Consider the following 18,764-nt stretch of genomic DNA (forward strand, 5'->3'; position numbering starts at 1 on the left):
GCCTCATCGGCTTTGGCATCGACATCCTAATGCGCAAATCCGAAGCCTTCCTCGTCCCCTGGAAGGGCAAATCCTGATCCAACAAACGGACCAAAATACACAAATAAAACGGCCGCTAATCCAGCGGCCGTTTGCGTGTTTAGGGGGGGTTACAGCAGGCCCTGTAGCCCCTTTGCGCCAGTCAAAAGGGCCGAGACCAAAAGCACGCCCAAGGCAGCGGTTCGATAAGATCCATCGCCAAGACGTTCAAACAATTTGGTGCCCGCCCATGTGCCCAGCAACAGCGCCGGATAAGCCAATGCCGCACTCAACCCCATCGACCATTCCAATACGTCCGAGGTCAGCGCCACAAAGCTGAGCGCAGCCAGCGCCGTGAAGGCAAAGAACACCAAAAGCGATGCGCGACTGACCCGTTTGTCGGTGCCACGTCCCAGAAAATAGGCCACCGCCGGTGGTCCGGGCATGGCGGCAAGACCGGCGAGTAGCCCCGCACAGCTCCCCGCGACCAGGGCAGGTCCGCGTCCACCGGGCAGTTTGATCTTGGCCATCAGGGCCACCAGCCCCAACATCACCAGCGCCGCAATCACCAGACGCAGCAGATCTGGCGACAATTGCGTGGCCACCAGAGCCCCTACCACCACGCCGGGCAGGGAGCCAAGGATCAACAGGCCGAGGGCACGGCGATCGATGATCTTGTGGTTTTGCACCAGATCGACCGGTGCCGCTGCCACTTGCAGAATTTGCGCCAGGATGACCGCGAATATGGGGGAGACGATCAGGCTGTAGATCGGCACCGCCGCCAGCGCAAAGCCAAATCCGGTCACTCCACGCAAAAAGCCCGCAGCGAAGGTCGCTGCGGACAGAAGAAAAACATGATCCATGTTTTATGCCTTAATCGAAGTTGATCACGATGGTCTTGGACCGTGTGAAGTGTTCCAGCATTGCCTCCAGTGAGGCTTCTTTGCCCAAGCCTGAACGGCCAAACCCGCCGTAAGAGACGTTGGGTTGGATGGTCAGGTTCTGGTTCACCTGCACGTAGCCCGCATTCAGACGCGATGTGCTGTCGAGTGCTGTGGACAGGTCCTTGGTCCAGACTGATGCTGCGAGACCGTAGTGGGTGCCGTTGGCCTTGGCGATCACATCTTCATAGTCGGACCAGCGCTGAACGGCGGCGACGGGGCCAAAGATCTCTTGCGTGACGCAGGGGTGATCCTCATCGAGACCGGCCAACAAGGTGGGCTGCATGAACAGATCCGGTGCCAGATCGGCATCGGCGGGCAGGGTGCCAAAACGCAGGATGTCAGCGCCTTCGGTGGCTTCGGCCTTGGCCACGAACCCTTGGATCACATCCATCTGTTTTTGGTTAATCACGGTGCCCACATCGGTGGCTTCATCCAGCGGGTCGCCAATGACCAGCGTGTTCAGCTGCGCTTCGATCTTTTCCATGAAGGCATCATAAAGATCGTCATGCACATAGATCCGGCTGGCAGCGGTGCAGCTTTGACCCTGACGGGTGAAGCGCATGCCAGAAATCGCGCCTGCAACCGCCTTGTCCAGATCCGCATCGGCGCAGATGATCATGGGCGACTTGCCACCCAGTTCCAGCGAGGCCGGGATGATCCGGCTTGCAGCGACCTTATAGATCGTCTCACCCACGGCTTCGGATCCGGTAAAGGTGATTTTGGCGATGTCCGCGTGATGGGTCAGCGCGTGACCGCAATTGGCACCATCGCCATTGACCACGTTCAACACGCCGGCCGGCAGGAATTGCATCATGATCTCGGCCATCAGGAAGGTGGCAAAGGGCGCTTCCTCGGAGGCTTTGACAACGACAGTGTTACCCGCAACCAGCGCCGGGCCGATTTTCAACGCGCCCAGAACCAGCGGGACGTTCCACGGCAGGATCGCCGCCACAACACCCAGCGCCTCACGCGTGGTGGTGGTCAGCATGCGCGGGTTAAACGGAACAGTCTGGCCTTTAAGCTCGGAGCCGAGGCTGCCGTAGAATTCCAGGATGTCAGCGGCCACGGTGATCTCACCACGGCATTCGGTACGGATCGCCTTGCCGGTTTCGCGCGCCAGAACTTGGGCGATCATTTCGGAATGGGCGGCCACGGCGCGGGCGGCTTCGGCAACGATCTTGCCACGGGCACGGGCAGGTGTTGCGGCCCAGGCCGCCTGGGCTGCTTTGGCGGCGGCAACCGCAGTGTCGGTTTCAGCCGCGTCACTGGCCGCAGCCTGACCCAAGGTCGCGCCGGTGGCCGGGTTCACCACATCCAAGGCGGCGGCCGTCGGAACCCGCTCACCCCCCACCAGATTGATCTGGGTATAGGCAGCGATCACCGCTTCCGGGGTGTCAAAGGACAGGGGGGAGGTCGTCTGTGAGGATTGGGCCATAGGAGGGACTCGTTTCTTGTTCTGATCTAACCCTACATAGAAAGCGTATGGCCCAATAGAGTAGGGCCAGTGCGTTCCAAAAATAGGTCCAAACCTAACCTTGCTGCTGCTGATGTACATCCGTTGCACGGTGCATCGTTGGAGGGAATTCTCAAAACCGCTCCCGGGAATTCGTGAAGCCGACCTGCCGCCTAAGGTTTGGATCAGAAGTAGCAAAAATTTTCCAACTGGAATAGACCCCTTTCAGGGGGGCTATTCCACGTAGTCGGCTGGGTCCGTTATCTTGAGATTATTGGCGGCCCCAAATTTTGTCGTAGACCAGCTGAGCGATCAGCCTATGGCCAGTCGGGTTTAGATGAACCGCACCAGTTGTTCTTTTGTCGCCGGGTTGAGTGATAACTGTATCGTTGCCCGTTCTTATCACACGTGTTTCACAAACGAATGAATTTCCAAGGGCGCGGGCTGACCTTGAAAGAACCTCTCGCAGTTCGTCAAACTACTTCAGAGCGGGCCCGGCCTCACTTGCTGTAAGTGAATAGCCCCTAGTTTTCTCGACACACCTCTTGGTTCACGTTTTGCTGTCTGCTTTCGTCGTCGACGGGTGACAGCATCCCGTGTTTGGCATGCTTGCGTTTTGAGTCATAGCCCATTTTTGGTTGGGCGCATCAGCGTTGAAGTCACGATCCAGCAGGTTCGGTGCGATGTTGAACTTATGATCGCTCTCCCCTTCTCGGTCGATTGCTTTGCCAAATCTGCCGAGATGGGGCGGCTTGGACGGCGGTGCCCGACGTCCAAGCCGATCTCCTTCAGCTCTTCCGTCATCCGTAGACTACCATAGCTGCCAAGGCTGAGACGCGATTGTTTTTTGATACGTGCCAGCGTGACCATATCAGATCGCTGCCGACGGCTGGCTGGGTGGCTGTGGTACGCCCGCAACCCAAGCGGGCTAACAGCCATAACACGTCACATCAGATCAATTGAAAATACAGACCTGTGTTCTTCCCCTCTCATCAAAACTACGTTCTGACTGCCGGGCAGTGGATGAACTTAAACCTCACGGCTTTTGGCCCACGAAGAACACCGTGGCCTTTTTAAAACTCTCCCCTTACTGCGGGAAAGCAGTCCCCCAGACGGTTTTCTTATCCTTGCAAGTCGTTGAGAATGCGGTTCTCGCGACGAAGCCGGTCATTCTCTTGAGCGAGGCTCAAATCCTCTTTCGGCACCACGTCCGTGTCCCGCGATGCGCCGTGATCCATTTGTTCAGCGTCGACATGCCAACGCCCAGATTATCGCTGCTTGCTTGCGCGCAAGCCCACTGGTAAGTATGATACGCACCGCATCTTGGCGGAATTCTTCTGTCCGTTTCAGTTTCATAGCCAGTCTCCTTTGGGGCAGTAAATGCTATCAAAGGAGCGGCATCAAACCGCGACAGGTCCATGGTTGTCCGTTTTCATGAAACAAGGGAAGCAAGCGCGAGATCCTTGAGCTCAGCATTTGTTCCGAGAAGGTTCCCCAAATCCGATAAGCGTACACCATTCGTGGTACGAAGATGGCTTGCGGGCTGCTCTGAGCACCGAGCTGGATGGCCTTCCATCTGACAAATTCAGCTCAAGCGAAGGGATTTGTTCTTTTGATTGTTTATCCCTTATATAGGAAAGCTCACCGGCGTGCCTTTTTTCCGGCGAAAGGGGATGATTTTGCAGCGTGTGAGCAGGGCGTATTCTGTGTGATTACCAGCGCCTCGCCCTTCAGTGCGAAACAGCCTGCCGCACTCGATAAGCTGCTTCAGGCAGCGTTTGATGGTCGCAAGTGACATGCCCGCGAGGAACTCGCCCAGAGTGTTGAGGGAGGGGTTCAGCTGCCCTGTCTTGTCGTTGGTAAACTGGACAGAGAGCGCTGAGGCAACGGCTTTTGTTGATGAATTGAGGTCGGCACATTGAAGAACAGCCTTCAACCATTCAAAGCGATTGAGCTTAGGCATGTGCACCTCCCGCGATTGTGGTCAGGTGATCATTTTGGTAAGCTAGTGAAGCAGAAAGATTTGCAATGCCGTTGAAGTGGATGGCCGCCCACTCGGCCGTTTTCCTTTGGCTGCTGTCCGATTTTCCAGCTCCATAATCAAGTAATTCCGGATCAAATCCGAGCCGACTATAAGTTGAAGCTGACGCATGACTATCTAAGCCGTTGAAATAATTGGTCGGAGCGAGAGGATTCGAACCTCCGGCCCCTGCCTCCCGAAGACAGTGCTCTACCAGGCTGAGCTACGCTCCGACCGTGGAGGGTTGACTATACTCAGGTTTGGGGCGATGCAAGTCCCATTCACTTGGTTTTTCGACGTGTTTTTTGGCGCAAAAAGACCGAGACATTGGGGCCAATACTGGTGACCGCGCGGCTGCGGGTTTTGAGAACGGGCGTGTTGTCGGAACGTCCGCCGCTGGCTTCGCGCATGACGATGAAAATACCGCTGGAGATGATGATAGCCGCACCCAAAAGTGTCATGAAATCAACGGTGTCACCAAACAAAAGCGTGCCATAGAACGTGGCCCAGATGATCTGGGAATATTGCATCGGCGCGACGGTTGCGGCTTCGCCGTGGGTGTAGGATTTGACCAAAAGCAAGGTCGCAAAGAAACCGCAGCAGGCCACGATGGCGAGGCTGCCAAGCTCACTGGCTTGCAAGGGAACATAGGTGAAGGGCAGGGCGAGCCCCATCACGACAACCGTCGCCAACATCGGGTAAAGCATCAGGACAACGGAGCGTTCATCGTTGCTGATTTTGCGTAAGATGACCGACTGGAACGCATTGCCAAAAGCGGCGATCAGGGCGGCCGCGTGACCGAGGCCCAGTTCGGTTTCGCCAGGGCGCAGCACGACCAAAACACCGATGAATCCAACCGCAACCGCCGCCATCCGCGGCAGTCCAACGCGTTCCTGTAGAATTGGGATCGACAGCAGTGTGATCAGCAGCGGTGTTGCAAAAAACAAAGCATAGGCCTGCGCAAGGGGCAGCACAGAGAACGCGTAAAATGCACACAGGGGCACGACCGGGATAATGACCGCGCGGGTGATGGTCCACTTTGGCTTTTTCGGACGCAGATTGCCGAGGGTTTTGTCACGCACCATCATCACTGTCAAAAGCGGGAAGGACAGCAAACAGCTGAAGAACACGATCTGAAATGCGGATTGGGTCTCACTCACGAATTTTACGATCACATCGTGGGTGGAAAAGATCCCGTAGGCCAACAGCGCATAGAGGGTCGCTTTTGCGTTCATACCGGCACACCAAATTACAGAGAGGTTTCGTGATAGCGCGAGCGTGTCATAAGACGCCACGAAGAAACAAGCTTTTGCTGTCTCGGCGCGCAAAAAGATAGAGAAAAACGGACCGAGGCAAGCCCCGATCCGTTCATTGTTTCAACCCAGGAGGCTGGATCAGAGGCCGGCGTCCAATGCCGCCACTACTGCATCACCCATGCCGGATGTGGTGACCGGTGTGACGCCGTCTTCGCCCAAGAGGTCAGCGGTGCGCACGCCGTCGGCCAGAACCTGTTCAACGGCTGCTTCCAGGCGATCTGCCTCGGAGCCGAGGTCAAAGCTGTAGCGCAGTGACATTGCAAAGCTGAGGATACAGGCGATTGGGTTGGCTTTGCCTTCGCCTGCGATGTCGGGAGCGGACCCGTGTACGGGTTCATATAGCGCCTTGGGGCGGCCGTTTTCCATTGGTGCACCCAGCGAAGCGGAGGGCAGCATGCCCAGCGAGCCGGTCAGCATTGCGGCCGCATCCGACAGAAGGTCGCCAAACAAGTTGTCGGTGACAATCACGTCGAACTGTTTGGGCCAGCGGCACAGCTGCATCGCGCCTGCGTCTGCGTACATGTGCGACAGCTCGACCTCGGGGTAGTCTTTGGCGACCTCGGTCACAACTTCGCGCCACAGGATGCCGCTTTCCATGACGTTGGCTTTTTCCATCGAGCAGAGTTTTTTGCCGCGACGCATCGCCAGTTCAAAGGCGGAGCGCGCAACGCGGTCGATCTCGCTTTCGGTGTAGCGTTGGGTGTTGATACCCACGCGTTCGTTGCCTTCTTCGATGATGCCGCGTGGCTCACCAAAGTAGATGCCAGAGGTCAGTTCGCGCACGATCATGATGTCGAGGCCGGCAACCACGTCTTTTTTCAGGGACGAGAAATCCGCAAGCGCGTCAAAACACTGTGCCGGGCGCAGGTTGGAGAACAGGTCCATTTCCTTGCGCAGACGCAGCAGGCCGCGTTCCGGCTTGACCGAGAAGTCGAGCACGTCATATTTCGGGCCGCCAACCGCGCCGAGCAGCACTGCGTCCACCTCTTGCGCTTTGGCCATTGTGTCGTCGTGCAGCGGGGTGCCGTGGGCGTCATAGGCTGCGCCGCCGACTAGGTCTTCGCTCACATCGAACTGAACGTCACGCTTGTCGCCAAACCAGGTGATGATCTTGCGTACTTCGGCCATTACCTCGGGGCCAATCCCGTCGCCGGGCAGAATCAGAATCGATGGGTTAGACATCCTCAGTCTCCTTGAAATCGGTCGCACCGGGGGTAACGTTCCTGTTCGGTGGGGTCAATAAGAGGGCTGAAAATAAGGGGCTTTGGGCGCGGTCTTAGGGGATATCGACGTCCAACCACACCAGACCGTGTCGGCTGGCATGTTCTGCTGCGGTGTTCGCATCATCTGGCCAGGCGATACCAGCGGCGCGAACCATGAGGCGCGCGTCGGGCAGGATGTAGTCGACACGCAACGGCCCGGTTTGCTGCCAGTTGACCGTAGCCTCATGACCGGCGGGATCGGTGGGGCGGGGATCTTGCAATCGGGGATGGTTCAGCAGGCTTTGAATGGCCGCGTGCAGACCATCGCCGCCCAAGGGATCCAGATTTGCGTCGCCGATGACAATCACCGGATGGGCCGGTGCGAGGTCGCTGTCCAGAACATGCGTCCACAGCGCGATTTCATCGTGGTTGCGTTTGCCGTTGCGATCTTCGGCGCCGTCAAACACTGGCGGTGTGGGGTTAAAAATCATCAGGTCTACCTGCGCGTCCTGCGACAGGCGCACCGGTAGGATCCAGTGATTGGTCGAAGACAGGCGTTGCTGTGCCTGCGCCTCAGCCGAGGGAAAGGGGCGTTCATCCGGGAATTGGGGCAGGTCGGCCCAGGGAAAACCCGTCCAACGCTGGTCGGAGAGGTCGACCAGTTGGTCGGACATCACGGGGTAGCGTGACAGGACCGCCATACCGTGGGCGCCGACAAAATCGCCATAGCCTTGTGCGTCGCGCGGCCCGCCGGTGCGCCCGTCGCCGTCCATGTCCAGCCCTGTTGGCATCCCACTGTTGGGGCGGGCCGTGAAGAGGTGGGGGTAGGTCAGACCGCGCTCCGACAGGCGGCTTTGCAGCGCTTTCAGTGTGCGGGCCTGCAGGTCCCAGTCAAAATTCTGCAGCACCAGGATATCAGGATCGGCGTTTTCGATCACATCGATCACCGCATCCGCCCGCGGGAGGGAGTGTTGTTCTAGACCGCGCAACAACAAGCCCGGTCCTTTTTGCGACAACTCGGTGTTATAAAGCGCGATGCGAAAGGTTTCGGCCCAAAGGGGCAGGGCGGTCAGCAGGACAAGGCAGGCTGCGACCGCTGCTTTCATATGGTTTGCAAGTTGTCAGATGCCGCATAGGTGCGGCGGCGTTGTGCGGCGATCAGGTCCGCCACCCGCAGCATCGCAACACCGCGCATCACCATTGACGCAGGCACAAAGGCCCAGAGCGCGATCCCCCAGATCATTAGCATCGGATGTCCGAGGCTGGCGGTTCCGAGGAAGGCATCGATCATCTTGATCCCGCCGGGAATGGCAAAGGGCAGAAGTGCGCCCAAAATCACGTTCAACCGTCCGTCACGGGTCATGCGATTGACAACGTCGCCGCCTGTGGTCGGGTCAAATAGCGGCAGGTTGGTCCAGACGTTGAACGATCCGCCCGGCAGCGGCCAACCGGTGATCCGTATTGCAAACACCAGCAGCGCGGTTGCGACCAATGCAACGAAACAAGCAAGACCTGCGGCGGAACGGACCGTGTTGATGGTGTCTGGGGCGGTGCCCTCGGGCAACATCAGGGTCATCAGCTGCACCGGAGACAGCGGAAAATCGAAGATCTGGCCCAGTAGATACCCAAGCCCACGCAACAGGGTGGTCAATCCGTTTGGATTGGCGTCGTGACGTACCAAAAGCGCCAGACCGGTGGCCATGACAAAAAGCGTACCATAGCGGATGCGGTTCAGCGGCGGTGCGTCGCGAAATTCGATAAAGCTGGGTGAGAGGGAGTTGTATTCGAAAAACACCAGAACCCCGGCCAATAGCGCCAAAAAGACCACCATTTCGGGTGTTCCGTTGCCGTCTTGCGTCAAAATCAATGATGGCATTGCGATCAGCAACGTCACCAAAAATCCACGCACGGCTGCTGTTGCAATCCGAGCTATCACGTCTTCATCCTTCAAACAGGCCCGGCACATTTGCTGCGCTCATCGCCATACTTTGAAGCGCCCCTCATTTTGGAAGGAGTGCTCTGCCTCATTTTTGCCCCATTCCATCACGATTGCCTTAATTCGCTCAAGGAGAGATTACGTTTTTTTGAAAGTTTTGTTGGCGTGTAGGGTGAGGTGGTGCCCGAATGCATCATCATTCACGTGGAAAATCAGCAGTTTGCGTTGGCTTTTCAAGCAACGACCGCATCGTCAGTATTTAGCCGCAGGTTTGCGGAGGGGGCCAATTAAGGCAGATCTGTGGCGGATTTGTGGTTCACGCAACGCAAAAGGCCGCCCCAAACGGAGCGGCCTTTGTGAACTGTTTAATGGTGGTTAGGCCCAAGTTAGACCGAGGTTAAACCCAAGGACGTGCCTGTGAAGCCTGTTCCTCGAATGTCTTGATCGAGTCCGCTTTTTCCAGCGTCAGACCAATGTCGTCGAGACCATTCAGCAGGCAGTGCTTTTTGAACGCATCAACGTCAAAGCTGATCACGTCGCCGTCTGACGTGGTGATCTCTTGCGCTTCCAGATCCACGGTCATCCGGGCGTTTTCGCCTCTTTCGGCATCCTTCATCAGGATGTCGACCTGTTCCTGGGGCAGAACAATCGGCAGCATGCCGTTTTTGAAGCAGTTGCTGAAGAAGATGTCGGCAAATGACGTCGAGACGATCACTTTGATGCCAAAATCTTCCAACGCCCATGGCGCGTGTTCCCGCGAGGAGCCACAGCCAAAGTTGTCGCCGGCAATCAAGATCTGCGAGCTGCGATACTGCGGTTTGTTCAGCACGAAGTCTTCGATCTCAGTGCCGTCGCGGTTAAAGCGCATCTCGTCAAAGAGATTCTTGCCAAAGCCGGTGCGGGCGATGGATTTCAGGAACACTTTGGGGATGATCATGTCGGTGTCGATGTTCACCAGCGGCATTGGGGCCGCGATACCTGTGAAGGTTTCAAACTTGTCCATAATGCTTGCTCCTTACACCAGCTCGCGAACGTCAGTCAGCTTGCCGGTCAATGCGGCAGCAGCGGCCATGCCGGGCGACACAAGGTGCGTACGGCCCTTGTACCCCTGGCGACCTTCAAAGTTCCGGTTGGAGGTTGCAGCGCAACGCTCGCCTTCGCTCAGCTGGTCGGGGTTCATCGCCAGACACATGGAACAACCGGCCATGCGCCATTCAAAACCGGCAGCTTCAAAGATCTCGGCCAGGCCTTCTTCTTCGGCTTGGGCGCGGACCAGGCCAGAGCCCGGAACGATCATGGCACGCATGCCGTCTTTGATCTTCTTGCCTTTGACAACTTCGGCAACGGCACGCAGGTCTTCGATACGACCGTTGGTGCAAGACCCGATGAAGACAGTGTCGATTTCGATGTCGGTCAGCTTTTGACCTGGCACCAGCCCCATGTATTCGATGGAGCGTTTGGCCGCGTCGACTTTGCCGCCTTCGAAATCGTCAGGGTGGGGAACCACACCGGTGATCGGCAGCACGTCTTCGGGAGAGGTGCCCCAGGTGACAACCGGCTGGATGTCTTCGCCTTTGAGGGTCACAACCTTGTCGAAATGCGCGTCTTCGTCAGTGAAGAGAGTTTTCCACCAAGCCAGCGCTGCCTCGAACTGGGCGCCTTTTGGAGCGTGCGGGCGACCGTTGACGTAGGCATATGTGGTCTCATCCGGTGCGATGAGGCCTGCGCGCGCGCCGCCTTCAATGGCCATGTTGCAGACGGTCATGCGACCTTCCATGGACAGGTCGCGGATGGCTTCGCCACAATATTCAATCACATAGCCGGTACCACCGCCGGTGCCGGTTTCGCCGATAACCGCGAGCGTGATGTCCTTGGCGGTGACGCCCGGCTTCAGTTTGCCGGTGATCTCCACCTTCATGTTTTTGGACTTCTTCTGGATCAGCGTCTGGGTGGCCAGAACGTGCTCAACCTCAGAAGTGCCGATACCATGGGCCAATGCGCCAAACGCACCGTGGGTGGCGGTGTGGCTGTCGCCGCACACAACGGTCATGCCGGGCAGGGTCCAACCCTGTTCGGGGCCGACGATGTGCACGATGCCTTGACGGACATCGGAGACTGGATAGTAGTGGACGCCAAATTCCTTGGCGTTTGTGTCCAGCGCTTCCACCTGAATGCGGCTTTCCGGGGTCATGGTGGCCGGGTCGGCACGGTCCAGCGTTGTGGGGACGTTGTGGTCCGGCACAGCAATGGTTTTGTCAGGCGCGTGAACGGTGCGACCGGCCAGACGCAGGCCTTCGAAAGCCTGTGCCGAGGTTACTTCGTGAACCAGGTGGCGGTCGATATAAAGCAGGCAAGTGCCATCATCGGCCTCGTGGGCAACGTGGGCATCCCAGATTTTATCATAGAGCGTTTTGGGGGACATATGGTCCTCTCCCCTTGAAAGTTGTCATGGCTGGCGATTGGCTGTGCACGCGCGTTATAGGCGGGCCAGAACCGTGCGGGCAGCACCATAGAAGCGCTCGCGCAGGCGGGCGCGATCTTGCAGTTCTATAAATTGTGCGAATTCCAGGGTCATGCAGGTCAGATACAGCCCGCGCGGGCTGCGATCAAGGCTTTGACTGGCATTGAAACACCCCGAATTTGCATGGAAAGCAGGCAAAGAGAGGGTTTGGCGGCCTTTTGCCTTTCCTCGGCAGGCGGAATCAGGCAGATAGCCAGCTCGATTCGCCTTCTGGTTTTTAGCTCACGTTGAAAACCCGGGGGCTTTCTGCTATGGTCGAACCACCCGGCGCCGGGGCATGCGGCGCGTTAATAGGAGGACATTGTCCTGTCACCCCAAGCTGACGTGGCCAGCACCAACGGCCACACTCTGGCCGTTAAGGCTACCTCTGAAACGCCAACCAGCGAAAAGCTGCTTGAGCGCATTCTTTCCTCACTTGATGATGATAAAGCCGAAGATGTCGTGCAGATTGATCTGCGAGGCAAAACGTCTATTGGTGACTACATGATCGTGGCCTCGGGTCGTTCGACGCGCCAGGTTGCGGCGATGTCAGAAAAGCTGATGGACCGTCTCAAGCAGGAATATGGCATTGGCTGTAAAGTCGAAGGCAAGGACACAGGCGACTGGGTTCTGATCGATTCAGGCGATGTGATCGTCCATCTGTTCCGCCCCGAAGTGCGCGAGTTCTACCAGATCGAAAAGATGTGGCAGCCCGCAGGCGTAGGGCAATCACCGGTGGCACCTGTAACGGTCTAACGCCGATACAGACCAAAAACATTCGATGCGGTCGCAACCTTGTGCGGCCGACTTAGAAGGCGTTTTCAGATGCGTATTCACATCTGCGCCGTGGGGCGGTTGCGCTCGGGGTCGGAAAAGACCCTGATTGATGACTATATCACGCGCTTTGACCGCACGGGCCGTGCGCTTGGCCTGGGGCCTGCGCGGGTGGTGGAAGTGGAAGACAAGAAAAACGCTGGCATGGGTGCAGAAGCTGCCCTGTTGCGCAAAGCGCTGCCCAAAGGGGCGCTGTTGTGCACGTTGGATGAGCGCGGCAAGCTGCTGACCTCCCCTGAATTTTCCCAAAAACTGGCCGGTTGGCGCGATGGTGGGCGCCAGGACCTGGCCTTTGTTATCGGCGGCGCTGATGGCATTGATCCTGGTTTGCGGGCCGAGGCGGATTTCTCCATCTCATTTGGTAAAATGGTCTGGCCACATATGATGGTGCGCCTGATGTTGACCGAACAGATCTACCGCGCAGCGACCATTCTGGCAGGCAGCCCGTACCACCGCAGTTAAGCCGCGTTATTGCGACAGGGTAACTGCGGTCAGCGGTTCGGCCCATCCATCCACATTGTCACGCGCCTGAATGAACACCTCGGTCACGCCATCCGGGATGTGGACCCCGCCGAGGGAACGTGTGAAGGGCTGCTCGTTCTCATGTGGGTGAAACAGTGTTCGCAGTCCAAGCTCCGTTCCATCGGAATCCAGAACCCGCCAGCCATCGGCATAATGATCCCAGCCCGTATCCGGGTGGCGGATGGTGACGGAAAAGCTCCAGCTTTCGCCATGTTGTGTCGCGGTTGCCGCGACAACTTTCGGCGCGTCCGCCCAAAGAGCGGATGTGCTGAAACATAAAAGGGCGAGTGTCGATGCGATGCGGGTCATGATCAAAACCTATTCTGTCTGCGTGCCACTGTGGTCTTCTTTTGCGTGATCCGCAGGTGTGCTCAGCAAGACCTCGCGCGATCTTGATGCAAATTCCCGCCGGTAGAGGACCGCAAGCGTAACAAAAGTAGCAAGCAAAAGCGCGATGGGCCCAATCAGCCAGGCGCAGGTGGACAGCGAAAAATAAGTGGCCCGCAGGCCCCGGTTAAAGCTGCGCGCAGCGGTGATGTTGAGCTCAGCGGCTTGCGCCGCACGTTGGTAGACCAAGGGTGCGTCGGGGTCATTTGGGACTGCCGCCATGAGGACAGAACCGTATCCGAACAACCGGTTGGACCACACGAATTTCAAAAACGCATTGCAGAGCAGAAGAAGCACAACCAGAATTTTGGCCTCCCAGACAAAAGTCGGTGCCTCGGTGTGCATAAAGTCCTTGGCCAGGCCCGCAACCTGTTCCGTGTTGCCGATCAGGGCAAGTCCCCCTCCAATCGCTAGCATCGTGGTTGAGGCAAAGAACGCCGTGCCCTGTCGCAGGCTTCCAACCATCATCGCATCAAATACACGGGGTTCGCGGGTGACCATCGTGTGCAACCAGTCGCGCCGGAAATCGGCCATCAGAAAAGACACAGACGGGCGGTTTTGAGCGGGATGCTCGATCCGCCAACCAATCCAGACCCAAGCCACAAGAACAAATACCAGACCTGCGAAATCTAGTGGTGAAAACAATGCGATACGGTTCAGCCAAATCATTCGCGCACCTTAGTGCCACAGGCGGGGGCTTGTCAGGTGGTAAAATTGGTAATATATTTTTACCAAAGTGCATCTGGTCGCTTGTCAGCAAGGAAACGCAAAATGGAAATGCCCAAGCCCGACGCGATGGTTCTGCGCCAAAAGGCCAAATTGGTGGCAGAGCTGTCCAACATTCTTCCCGCAGATGCCATCATCTCCGATCTGGCTGAGACACGGGCCTATGAATGTGATGCTCTGACCGCCTATCGCTGCCCGCCGATGTTGGCCGTGTTGCCGGAAACCACCCAGCAGGTCGCGGACGTTTTGAGGATTTGCCATGCCAATAACGTGCCGGTGGTGCCACGGGGGGCGGGAACCTCGCTTGCGGGTGGGGCCTTGCCCACCGCAGACTGTGTGATCCTGGGCGTCGCGCGGATGAACGACGTGCTGGAGACCGACTATGACAACCGGATCATTCGGGTTCAGACCGGGCGCACCAATCTGAGTGTCACTGGCGCGGTTGAGGATGAGGAGTTCTTTTACGCACCCGATCCCTCCAGCCAATTGGCCTGTGCGATTGCTGGCAATATCGCAATGAACTCGGGCGGCGCCCATTGTTTGAAATATGGCGTCACCACCAACAATCTGATGGGTGTCACCATGGTGCTGATGGATGGCAGCATCGTGGAAATCGGCGGCGAACATCTGGATGCGGGCGGCTTGGATCTGCTCGGTGTGATTTGCGGATCAGAGGGTCAATTGGGCGTCGTGACCGAGGCCACATTGCGCATCCTGCACAAACCCGAAGGGGCGCGACCCGTGTTGATCGGCTTTGACAGCAACGAGGTCGCGGGTGTGTGTGTGTCCGACATTATTAAATCGGGCATCCTGCCGGTTGCGATCGAATTTATGGACCGCCCCTGCATCCGGGCCTGTGAGGCGTTTGCCAAAGCCGGATACCCAGACTGCGAAGCGCTGTTGATTGTCGAGGTGGAGGGCAGCCCGGCAGAAATCGACGAGCAGCTGTCCAGGATTGTCGAGATTGCTGAGCGCCACAGCCCCGTTGATTTGCGCGAGGCTAAAGATGCCGATCAGGCAGGGCGGATCTGGTTGGGCCGCAAAGCGGCTTTTGGCGCGATGGGGCAGATCAATGACTATATGTGTCTGGACGGCACCATCCCTGTGTCGACCCTGCCGGACGTGCTGCGGCGCATTGGTGAGCTGTCGCGCGAGTACGGGCTGGACGTGGCCAATGTTTTTCACGCGGGCGACGGCAATATGCATCCGCTGATCCTGTTTGACGCCAATCAAGAGGGACAGCTTGAAACCTGCGAAGCGCTGGGCGCCGAAATCCTGAAGCTCTGTGTTGAGGTTGGTGGCTGTCTGACCGGTGAACATGGCGTCGGTGTCGAGAAACGCGATCTGATGCTGCACCAATACTCGGCGGACGATCTGGAGGCGCAGCTGCGTATCAAGGACGTGTTTGATCCAAAGTGGCTGCTGAACCCGGCCAAGGTCTTTCCGCTGTCGGTCACGGCGACGCGTCGCAATGCCTAATGCGCCTTTTACACCAGGACAGTTGAACATGATCACCCCCACAGATGAAACAGAACTGGCCGCCGCGATTGCCCAAGCTGACGGGCCGCTGTCGATCACAAGTGGGGGCACCCGTGGGATAGCCACCGCTGGCACCGGGTTGAGCACCCGCGCAATGACCGGTGTGACGCTCTATGAACCCGGCGCGTTGACCATGGTTGCCCGCTCTGGAACCCCGTTGGACGAGGTGCAGAGCCAATTGGTGAAGGAAGGCCAGCAACTGGCGTTTGAACCTGCGGACTATCGTGGGCTTTTGGGCACAAACGGCGCGCCGACACTTGGCGGTGCCTTTGCCAGCAACAGCTCGGGGCCGCGTCGTGTCCAGGCGGGCGCTGCACGCGATTTCCTGCTTGGTGTGCGTTTTGTCGATGGCCGCGGCACGGTGTTGAAAAACGGTGGGCGAGTGATGAAAAATGTCACCGGCTACGATCTGGTCAAGCTGATGGCCGGGGCGCATGGCACCTTGGGCGTGATGAGCGAGGTGTCTTTCAAAGTTCTGCCTAAGCCCGAGTGCACGGGTACGTTGGTCTGGGAAGGGCTGGCCCCCGCGCAATCGCTGCAGGTGTTTACGGCGGCGATGAGGTCGCCCTTTGACGTAACCGGCGCTGCGCGCGTGCCATCGCAGGGAGATGCGCCGTCACAAACGATGATCCGGTTGGAAGGCTTTGAAAGCTCGGTTCAATATCGGATGCAGCAATTGCAGAAAAAATTGCAGGGCATCGCGCAGCCGCAATCTCTGCTGGATGCAGATGCGCTTTGGCGGATGGTGCGCGATGTAGAGCCATTTCATGGGCAGGTCGGCGCGGTGTGGCGCAGCTCGATCAAACCCAGCGATATGCCCGCGTTTATCGACCGAATTCCCGGCGACCACCTGGTCGATTGGGCCGGCGGGCTGGTGTGGAGCCTCGTGGATCCGTCGCTAGATCTGCGCGGCTTACGGGGAGGGATCGGCGGTCACAGCACATTGGTGCGCTCGGCAAATGGGGTGCAGCCTTTCGCACGGTTTGAGCCACAGCCCAGCCCGTTGGAGACCCTAGCCCAAGGGTTGCGGACTGAATTTGATCCCCGTGGGATCTTGAACCCGGGATTGATGGGATAAGCGATGCAAACCAATTTCACCGAAAAGCAGCTGCGTGATCCCGGTCTCAAACGGGCCAATGACATCCTGCGATCCTGCGTGCATTGCGGGTTTTGTACCGCGACCTGCCCGACCTATCAGGTGCTGGGCGATGAGCTCGACAGCCCACGCGGGCGGATCTACCTGATCAAGGATATGCTGGAAAATGAACGCCAGCCGGACGCCAAAACCGTAAAACACATTGATCGCTGCCTGGGTTGTTTGGCCTGTATGACGACCTGCCCATCGGGTGTGCATTACATGCATCTGCTGGATCAGGCACGCGCCTATATCGAGGATCGATACAAGCGCCCGCTGATGGATCGTGGCTTGCGTTGGATCTTGTCGCGCATTCTGCCCTATCCGGGACGTTTTCGCCTTGCCTTGTTGGGGGCCAAGATCGCGCGCCCGGTGCGCCGGTTTCTACCAGATCCGCGGTTGCGGGCGATGTTGGAGATGGCGCCCAAGGTCATTCCGCCGGTGTCGCGCAATGATGATCCGCAAAGTTTCCAACCCAAAGGCGCGCGGCGCATGCGGGTTGCCTTGATGACCGGCTGCGCCCAAAAGGCGCTGAACACCGACATCAATGACGCCACAATCCGCCTGTTGCGCCGGTTTGGCTGCGAAGTTGTGGTCGCCAAGGGCGCAGGATGTTGTGGAGCGCTAACCCACCACATGGGTCGTGAAAGCGAAAGCCACGCCGCCGCCCGCCGCAATATCAACGCCTGGAGCGCTGAGATCGCGCGCGAAGGTCTGGATGCGATTGTGATCAACACATCCGGGTGCGGCACAACGGTCAAAGACTACGGTCATATGTTCCGCAATACCGATCTGGCGCAACAGGCACAGGCGGTGTCTGATCTGTGCGTTGATATCACCGAGCTGTTGCAGCGCCTCGATCTGCCGGAAGGTGATAATCAGGGGCTGACGGTTGCTTATCATGCGGCCTGTTCCTTGCAGCACGGGCAACAGGTCAAAGCGGCCCCCAAGGATCTGTTGAAACGCGCAGGGTTCACGGTGGTAGAGCCCAAGGATCCGCATTTGTGCTGCGGTTCAGCCGGGACCTATAACCTGTTGCAACCCGAGATCTCGGACGCGTTAAAGGCGCGGAAGGTCAAGACCTTGGAGGCGCGCACACCGGATGTGATTTCTGCGGGAAACATTGGCTGTATGATGCAGATCGGCTCTGCCGCGCAAACGCCTGTTGTCCATACGGTTGAGCTGCTGGATTGGGCCACGGGCGGGCCAAAACCACCCGCGCTTTCCGGGGGTGACCGTGATGATCCCGTGCCGCGTCTGCGGTAAACCGCGACTTTTAGGACACGTCCGCGTTAACGGCTTCTTAAAACTTGCGGTTTGCCCCATTTTCGCCCCAGTCCGCCACAACAGTGGTTTCATAGAATTGATTTTTGGGAATTGGGGTCGCGCCGCGTGCGTATTAGCAAAATTATCACAGCCGCTTTGGTCGCGGTTTCGGGTGTATTGGCCACACCGTCCTTTGCACAGGACAGCCGGTTGGAGCGTCTGGAAACACTGGATGCCGGTCGAAAGTGGGATGCCGTCGGGCGTTTGGATCTGAATGGACAGGGCCTGTGCACCGGGGCGCTGATTGCGCCGGATTTGGTTCTGACTGCAGCGCATTGTCTTTTTGATCCCGATACCAGTGTGCAATTTGACCCCACAACAATCGAATTCCTCGCCGGATGGCGCAATGGCCGTGCTTCGGCCTATCGTTCTGTGCAACGTGCGACGGTGCATCCGTCCTATGTTTACAATGGCGAAGTCTCGTCAGGCCACGTGCGCAACGACATCGCGCTGCTGCAACTGCAACGCCCAATCCGCAACACGACCGTCATACCATTTGAAACCGATGCCAGACCGCGCAAAGGCGACAAGATCGGCGTCGTCTCCTATGCGCATGACCGCGCCGAGGTGCCGTCCCTGCAAGAGGTTTGCGGGATCATGGCGCGCCAGCGCGGGGTTTTGGTGATGTCTTGCGACGTGGACTTTGGCTCATCAGGCGCGCCGGTGTTTTCGTTTGAAACTGACACGCCGCGCATTGTGTCGGTGATCTCAGCCAAGGCGGAGGTCAAAGGGGAGCGTGTCTCGCTTGGGGCGTCCCTGGCCGAAGATCTGGACCTGCTGCGGGCAAATCTGACAGCCAGAAATGGCTCCACGTTCCAAGCGCCTGTTGGCGCGCGGCGCGTGCGTGTCGGGGATGGGCCGGGTGAAACCGGCGCCAAATTTGTAAAACCATGATGTGGCGTGTGG

Annotated in this window: 17 protein-coding genes, 1 tRNA gene and 1 pseudogene; 6 read left to right on the top strand and 13 right to left on the bottom strand. The window is 58.0% G+C overall.

Going from position 1 to position 18,764, the window contains the following annotated elements; all coding sequences use genetic code 11:
* Positions 1-149 precede the first annotated feature (149 nt).
* The 11 genes and pseudogenes from KMP13_RS07800 to leuC form a co-directional block, all read right to left on the bottom strand.
* Positions 150-881, bottom strand: coding sequence for a sulfite exporter TauE/SafE family protein (locus KMP13_RS07800; protein ID WP_215265285.1), 732 nt, complete (start codon positions 879-881; stop codon positions 150-152).
* A 10-nt stretch (positions 882-891) separates the two neighbouring features.
* Entirely contained in the window at positions 892-2,397 is a 1,506-nt protein-coding gene (locus tag KMP13_RS07805) for an aldehyde dehydrogenase family protein (protein ID WP_215265286.1), read from the bottom strand.
* A 646-nt stretch (positions 2,398-3,043) separates the two neighbouring features.
* Positions 3,044-3,771: pseudogene (locus KMP13_RS07810) on the bottom strand (transposase); the annotation flags it as partial.
* A gap of 271 nt (positions 3,772-4,042) precedes the next feature.
* On the bottom strand, positions 4,043-4,378 hold the full coding sequence (locus tag KMP13_RS07815; protein WP_215265287.1) for a helix-turn-helix domain-containing protein: 336 nt from the start codon (positions 4,376-4,378) through the stop codon (positions 4,043-4,045).
* 213 nt (positions 4,379-4,591) lie between these two features.
* A tRNA-Pro gene (locus tag KMP13_RS07820) sits at positions 4,592-4,668 on the bottom strand.
* Positions 4,669-4,716: 48 nt separating this feature from the next.
* On the bottom strand, positions 4,717-5,670 hold the full coding sequence (locus tag KMP13_RS07825; protein WP_215265288.1) for a DMT family transporter: 954 nt from the start codon (positions 5,668-5,670) through the stop codon (positions 4,717-4,719).
* Between the two features lie 159 nt (positions 5,671-5,829).
* A complete protein-coding gene (gene leuB / locus KMP13_RS07830; protein ID WP_215265289.1) occupies positions 5,830-6,933 on the bottom strand; it encodes a 3-isopropylmalate dehydrogenase in 1,104 nt (367 codons plus the stop codon).
* A 94-nt stretch (positions 6,934-7,027) separates the two neighbouring features.
* Complete coding sequence (locus KMP13_RS07835; protein WP_215265290.1) at positions 7,028-8,059, bottom strand: endonuclease/exonuclease/phosphatase family protein; 1,032 nt, start codon at positions 8,057-8,059, stop codon at positions 7,028-7,030.
* A complete protein-coding gene (locus KMP13_RS07840; protein ID WP_215265291.1) occupies positions 8,056-8,889 on the bottom strand; it encodes a hypothetical protein in 834 nt (277 codons plus the stop codon). The genes KMP13_RS07835 and KMP13_RS07840 overlap by 4 nt, the downstream gene beginning before the upstream one ends.
* Positions 8,890-9,286: 397 nt before the next feature.
* Positions 9,287-9,892 carry a 3-isopropylmalate dehydratase small subunit gene (gene leuD, locus KMP13_RS07845; RefSeq protein WP_215265292.1) on the bottom strand — a complete coding sequence of 202 codons (606 nt, stop codon included), beginning with the start codon at positions 9,890-9,892 and terminating at the stop codon, positions 9,287-9,289.
* 12 nt (positions 9,893-9,904) lie between these two features.
* A complete protein-coding gene (gene leuC, locus KMP13_RS07850) occupies positions 9,905-11,311 on the bottom strand; it encodes a 3-isopropylmalate dehydratase large subunit (RefSeq protein WP_215265293.1) in 1,407 nt (468 codons plus the stop codon).
* Between the two features lie 423 nt (positions 11,312-11,734).
* Between leuC and rsfS the strand changes: the two genes are divergently transcribed.
* Both rsfS and rlmH read left to right on the top strand, forming a co-directional pair.
* Positions 11,735-12,145 carry a ribosome silencing factor gene (gene rsfS, locus KMP13_RS07855; RefSeq protein ID WP_353055693.1) on the top strand — a complete coding sequence of 137 codons (411 nt, stop codon included), beginning with the start codon at positions 11,735-11,737 and terminating at the stop codon, positions 12,143-12,145.
* A 69-nt stretch (positions 12,146-12,214) separates the two neighbouring features.
* Complete coding sequence (rlmH, locus tag KMP13_RS07860; RefSeq protein ID WP_215265294.1) at positions 12,215-12,685, top strand: 23S rRNA (pseudouridine(1915)-N(3))-methyltransferase RlmH; 471 nt, start codon at positions 12,215-12,217, stop codon at positions 12,683-12,685.
* 6 nt (positions 12,686-12,691) lie between these two features.
* Here the strand turns inward: rlmH and KMP13_RS07865 are convergent, their stop codons facing one another.
* Together KMP13_RS07865 and KMP13_RS07870 are read right to left on the bottom strand one after the other, a co-directional pair.
* Positions 12,692-13,054, bottom strand: coding sequence for a hypothetical protein (locus tag KMP13_RS07865; RefSeq protein WP_215265295.1), 363 nt, complete (start codon positions 13,052-13,054; stop codon positions 12,692-12,694).
* A gap of 9 nt (positions 13,055-13,063) precedes the next feature.
* Positions 13,064-13,801 carry a DUF599 domain-containing protein gene (locus KMP13_RS07870; protein WP_215265296.1) on the bottom strand — a complete coding sequence of 246 codons (738 nt, stop codon included), beginning with the start codon at positions 13,799-13,801 and terminating at the stop codon, positions 13,064-13,066.
* Between the two features lie 102 nt (positions 13,802-13,903).
* Between KMP13_RS07870 and KMP13_RS07875 the strand changes: the two genes are divergently transcribed.
* From KMP13_RS07875 to KMP13_RS07890, 4 genes are all read left to right on the top strand, one after another.
* Entirely contained in the window at positions 13,904-15,337 is a 1,434-nt protein-coding gene (locus KMP13_RS07875) for an FAD-linked oxidase C-terminal domain-containing protein (protein ID WP_215265297.1), read from the top strand.
* Between the two features lie 31 nt (positions 15,338-15,368).
* Complete coding sequence (locus KMP13_RS07880; RefSeq protein ID WP_215265367.1) at positions 15,369-16,475, top strand: FAD-binding protein; 1,107 nt, start codon at positions 15,369-15,371, stop codon at positions 16,473-16,475.
* Positions 16,476-16,478: 3 nt separating this feature from the next.
* Entirely contained in the window at positions 16,479-17,798 is a 1,320-nt protein-coding gene (glcF, locus tag KMP13_RS07885) for a glycolate oxidase subunit GlcF (RefSeq protein ID WP_215265298.1), read from the top strand.
* Between the two features lie 132 nt (positions 17,799-17,930).
* A complete protein-coding gene (locus KMP13_RS07890; RefSeq protein WP_435370347.1) occupies positions 17,931-18,752 on the top strand; it encodes a trypsin-like serine peptidase in 822 nt (273 codons plus the stop codon).
* The last annotated feature ends 12 nt before the right edge of the window (positions 18,753-18,764 follow it).

It is taken from the genome of Epibacterium ulvae (genome assembly GCF_018678075.1).
In the GTDB taxonomy this organism is placed as follows: domain Bacteria; phylum Pseudomonadota; class Alphaproteobacteria; order Rhodobacterales; family Rhodobacteraceae; genus Epibacterium; species Epibacterium ulvae_A.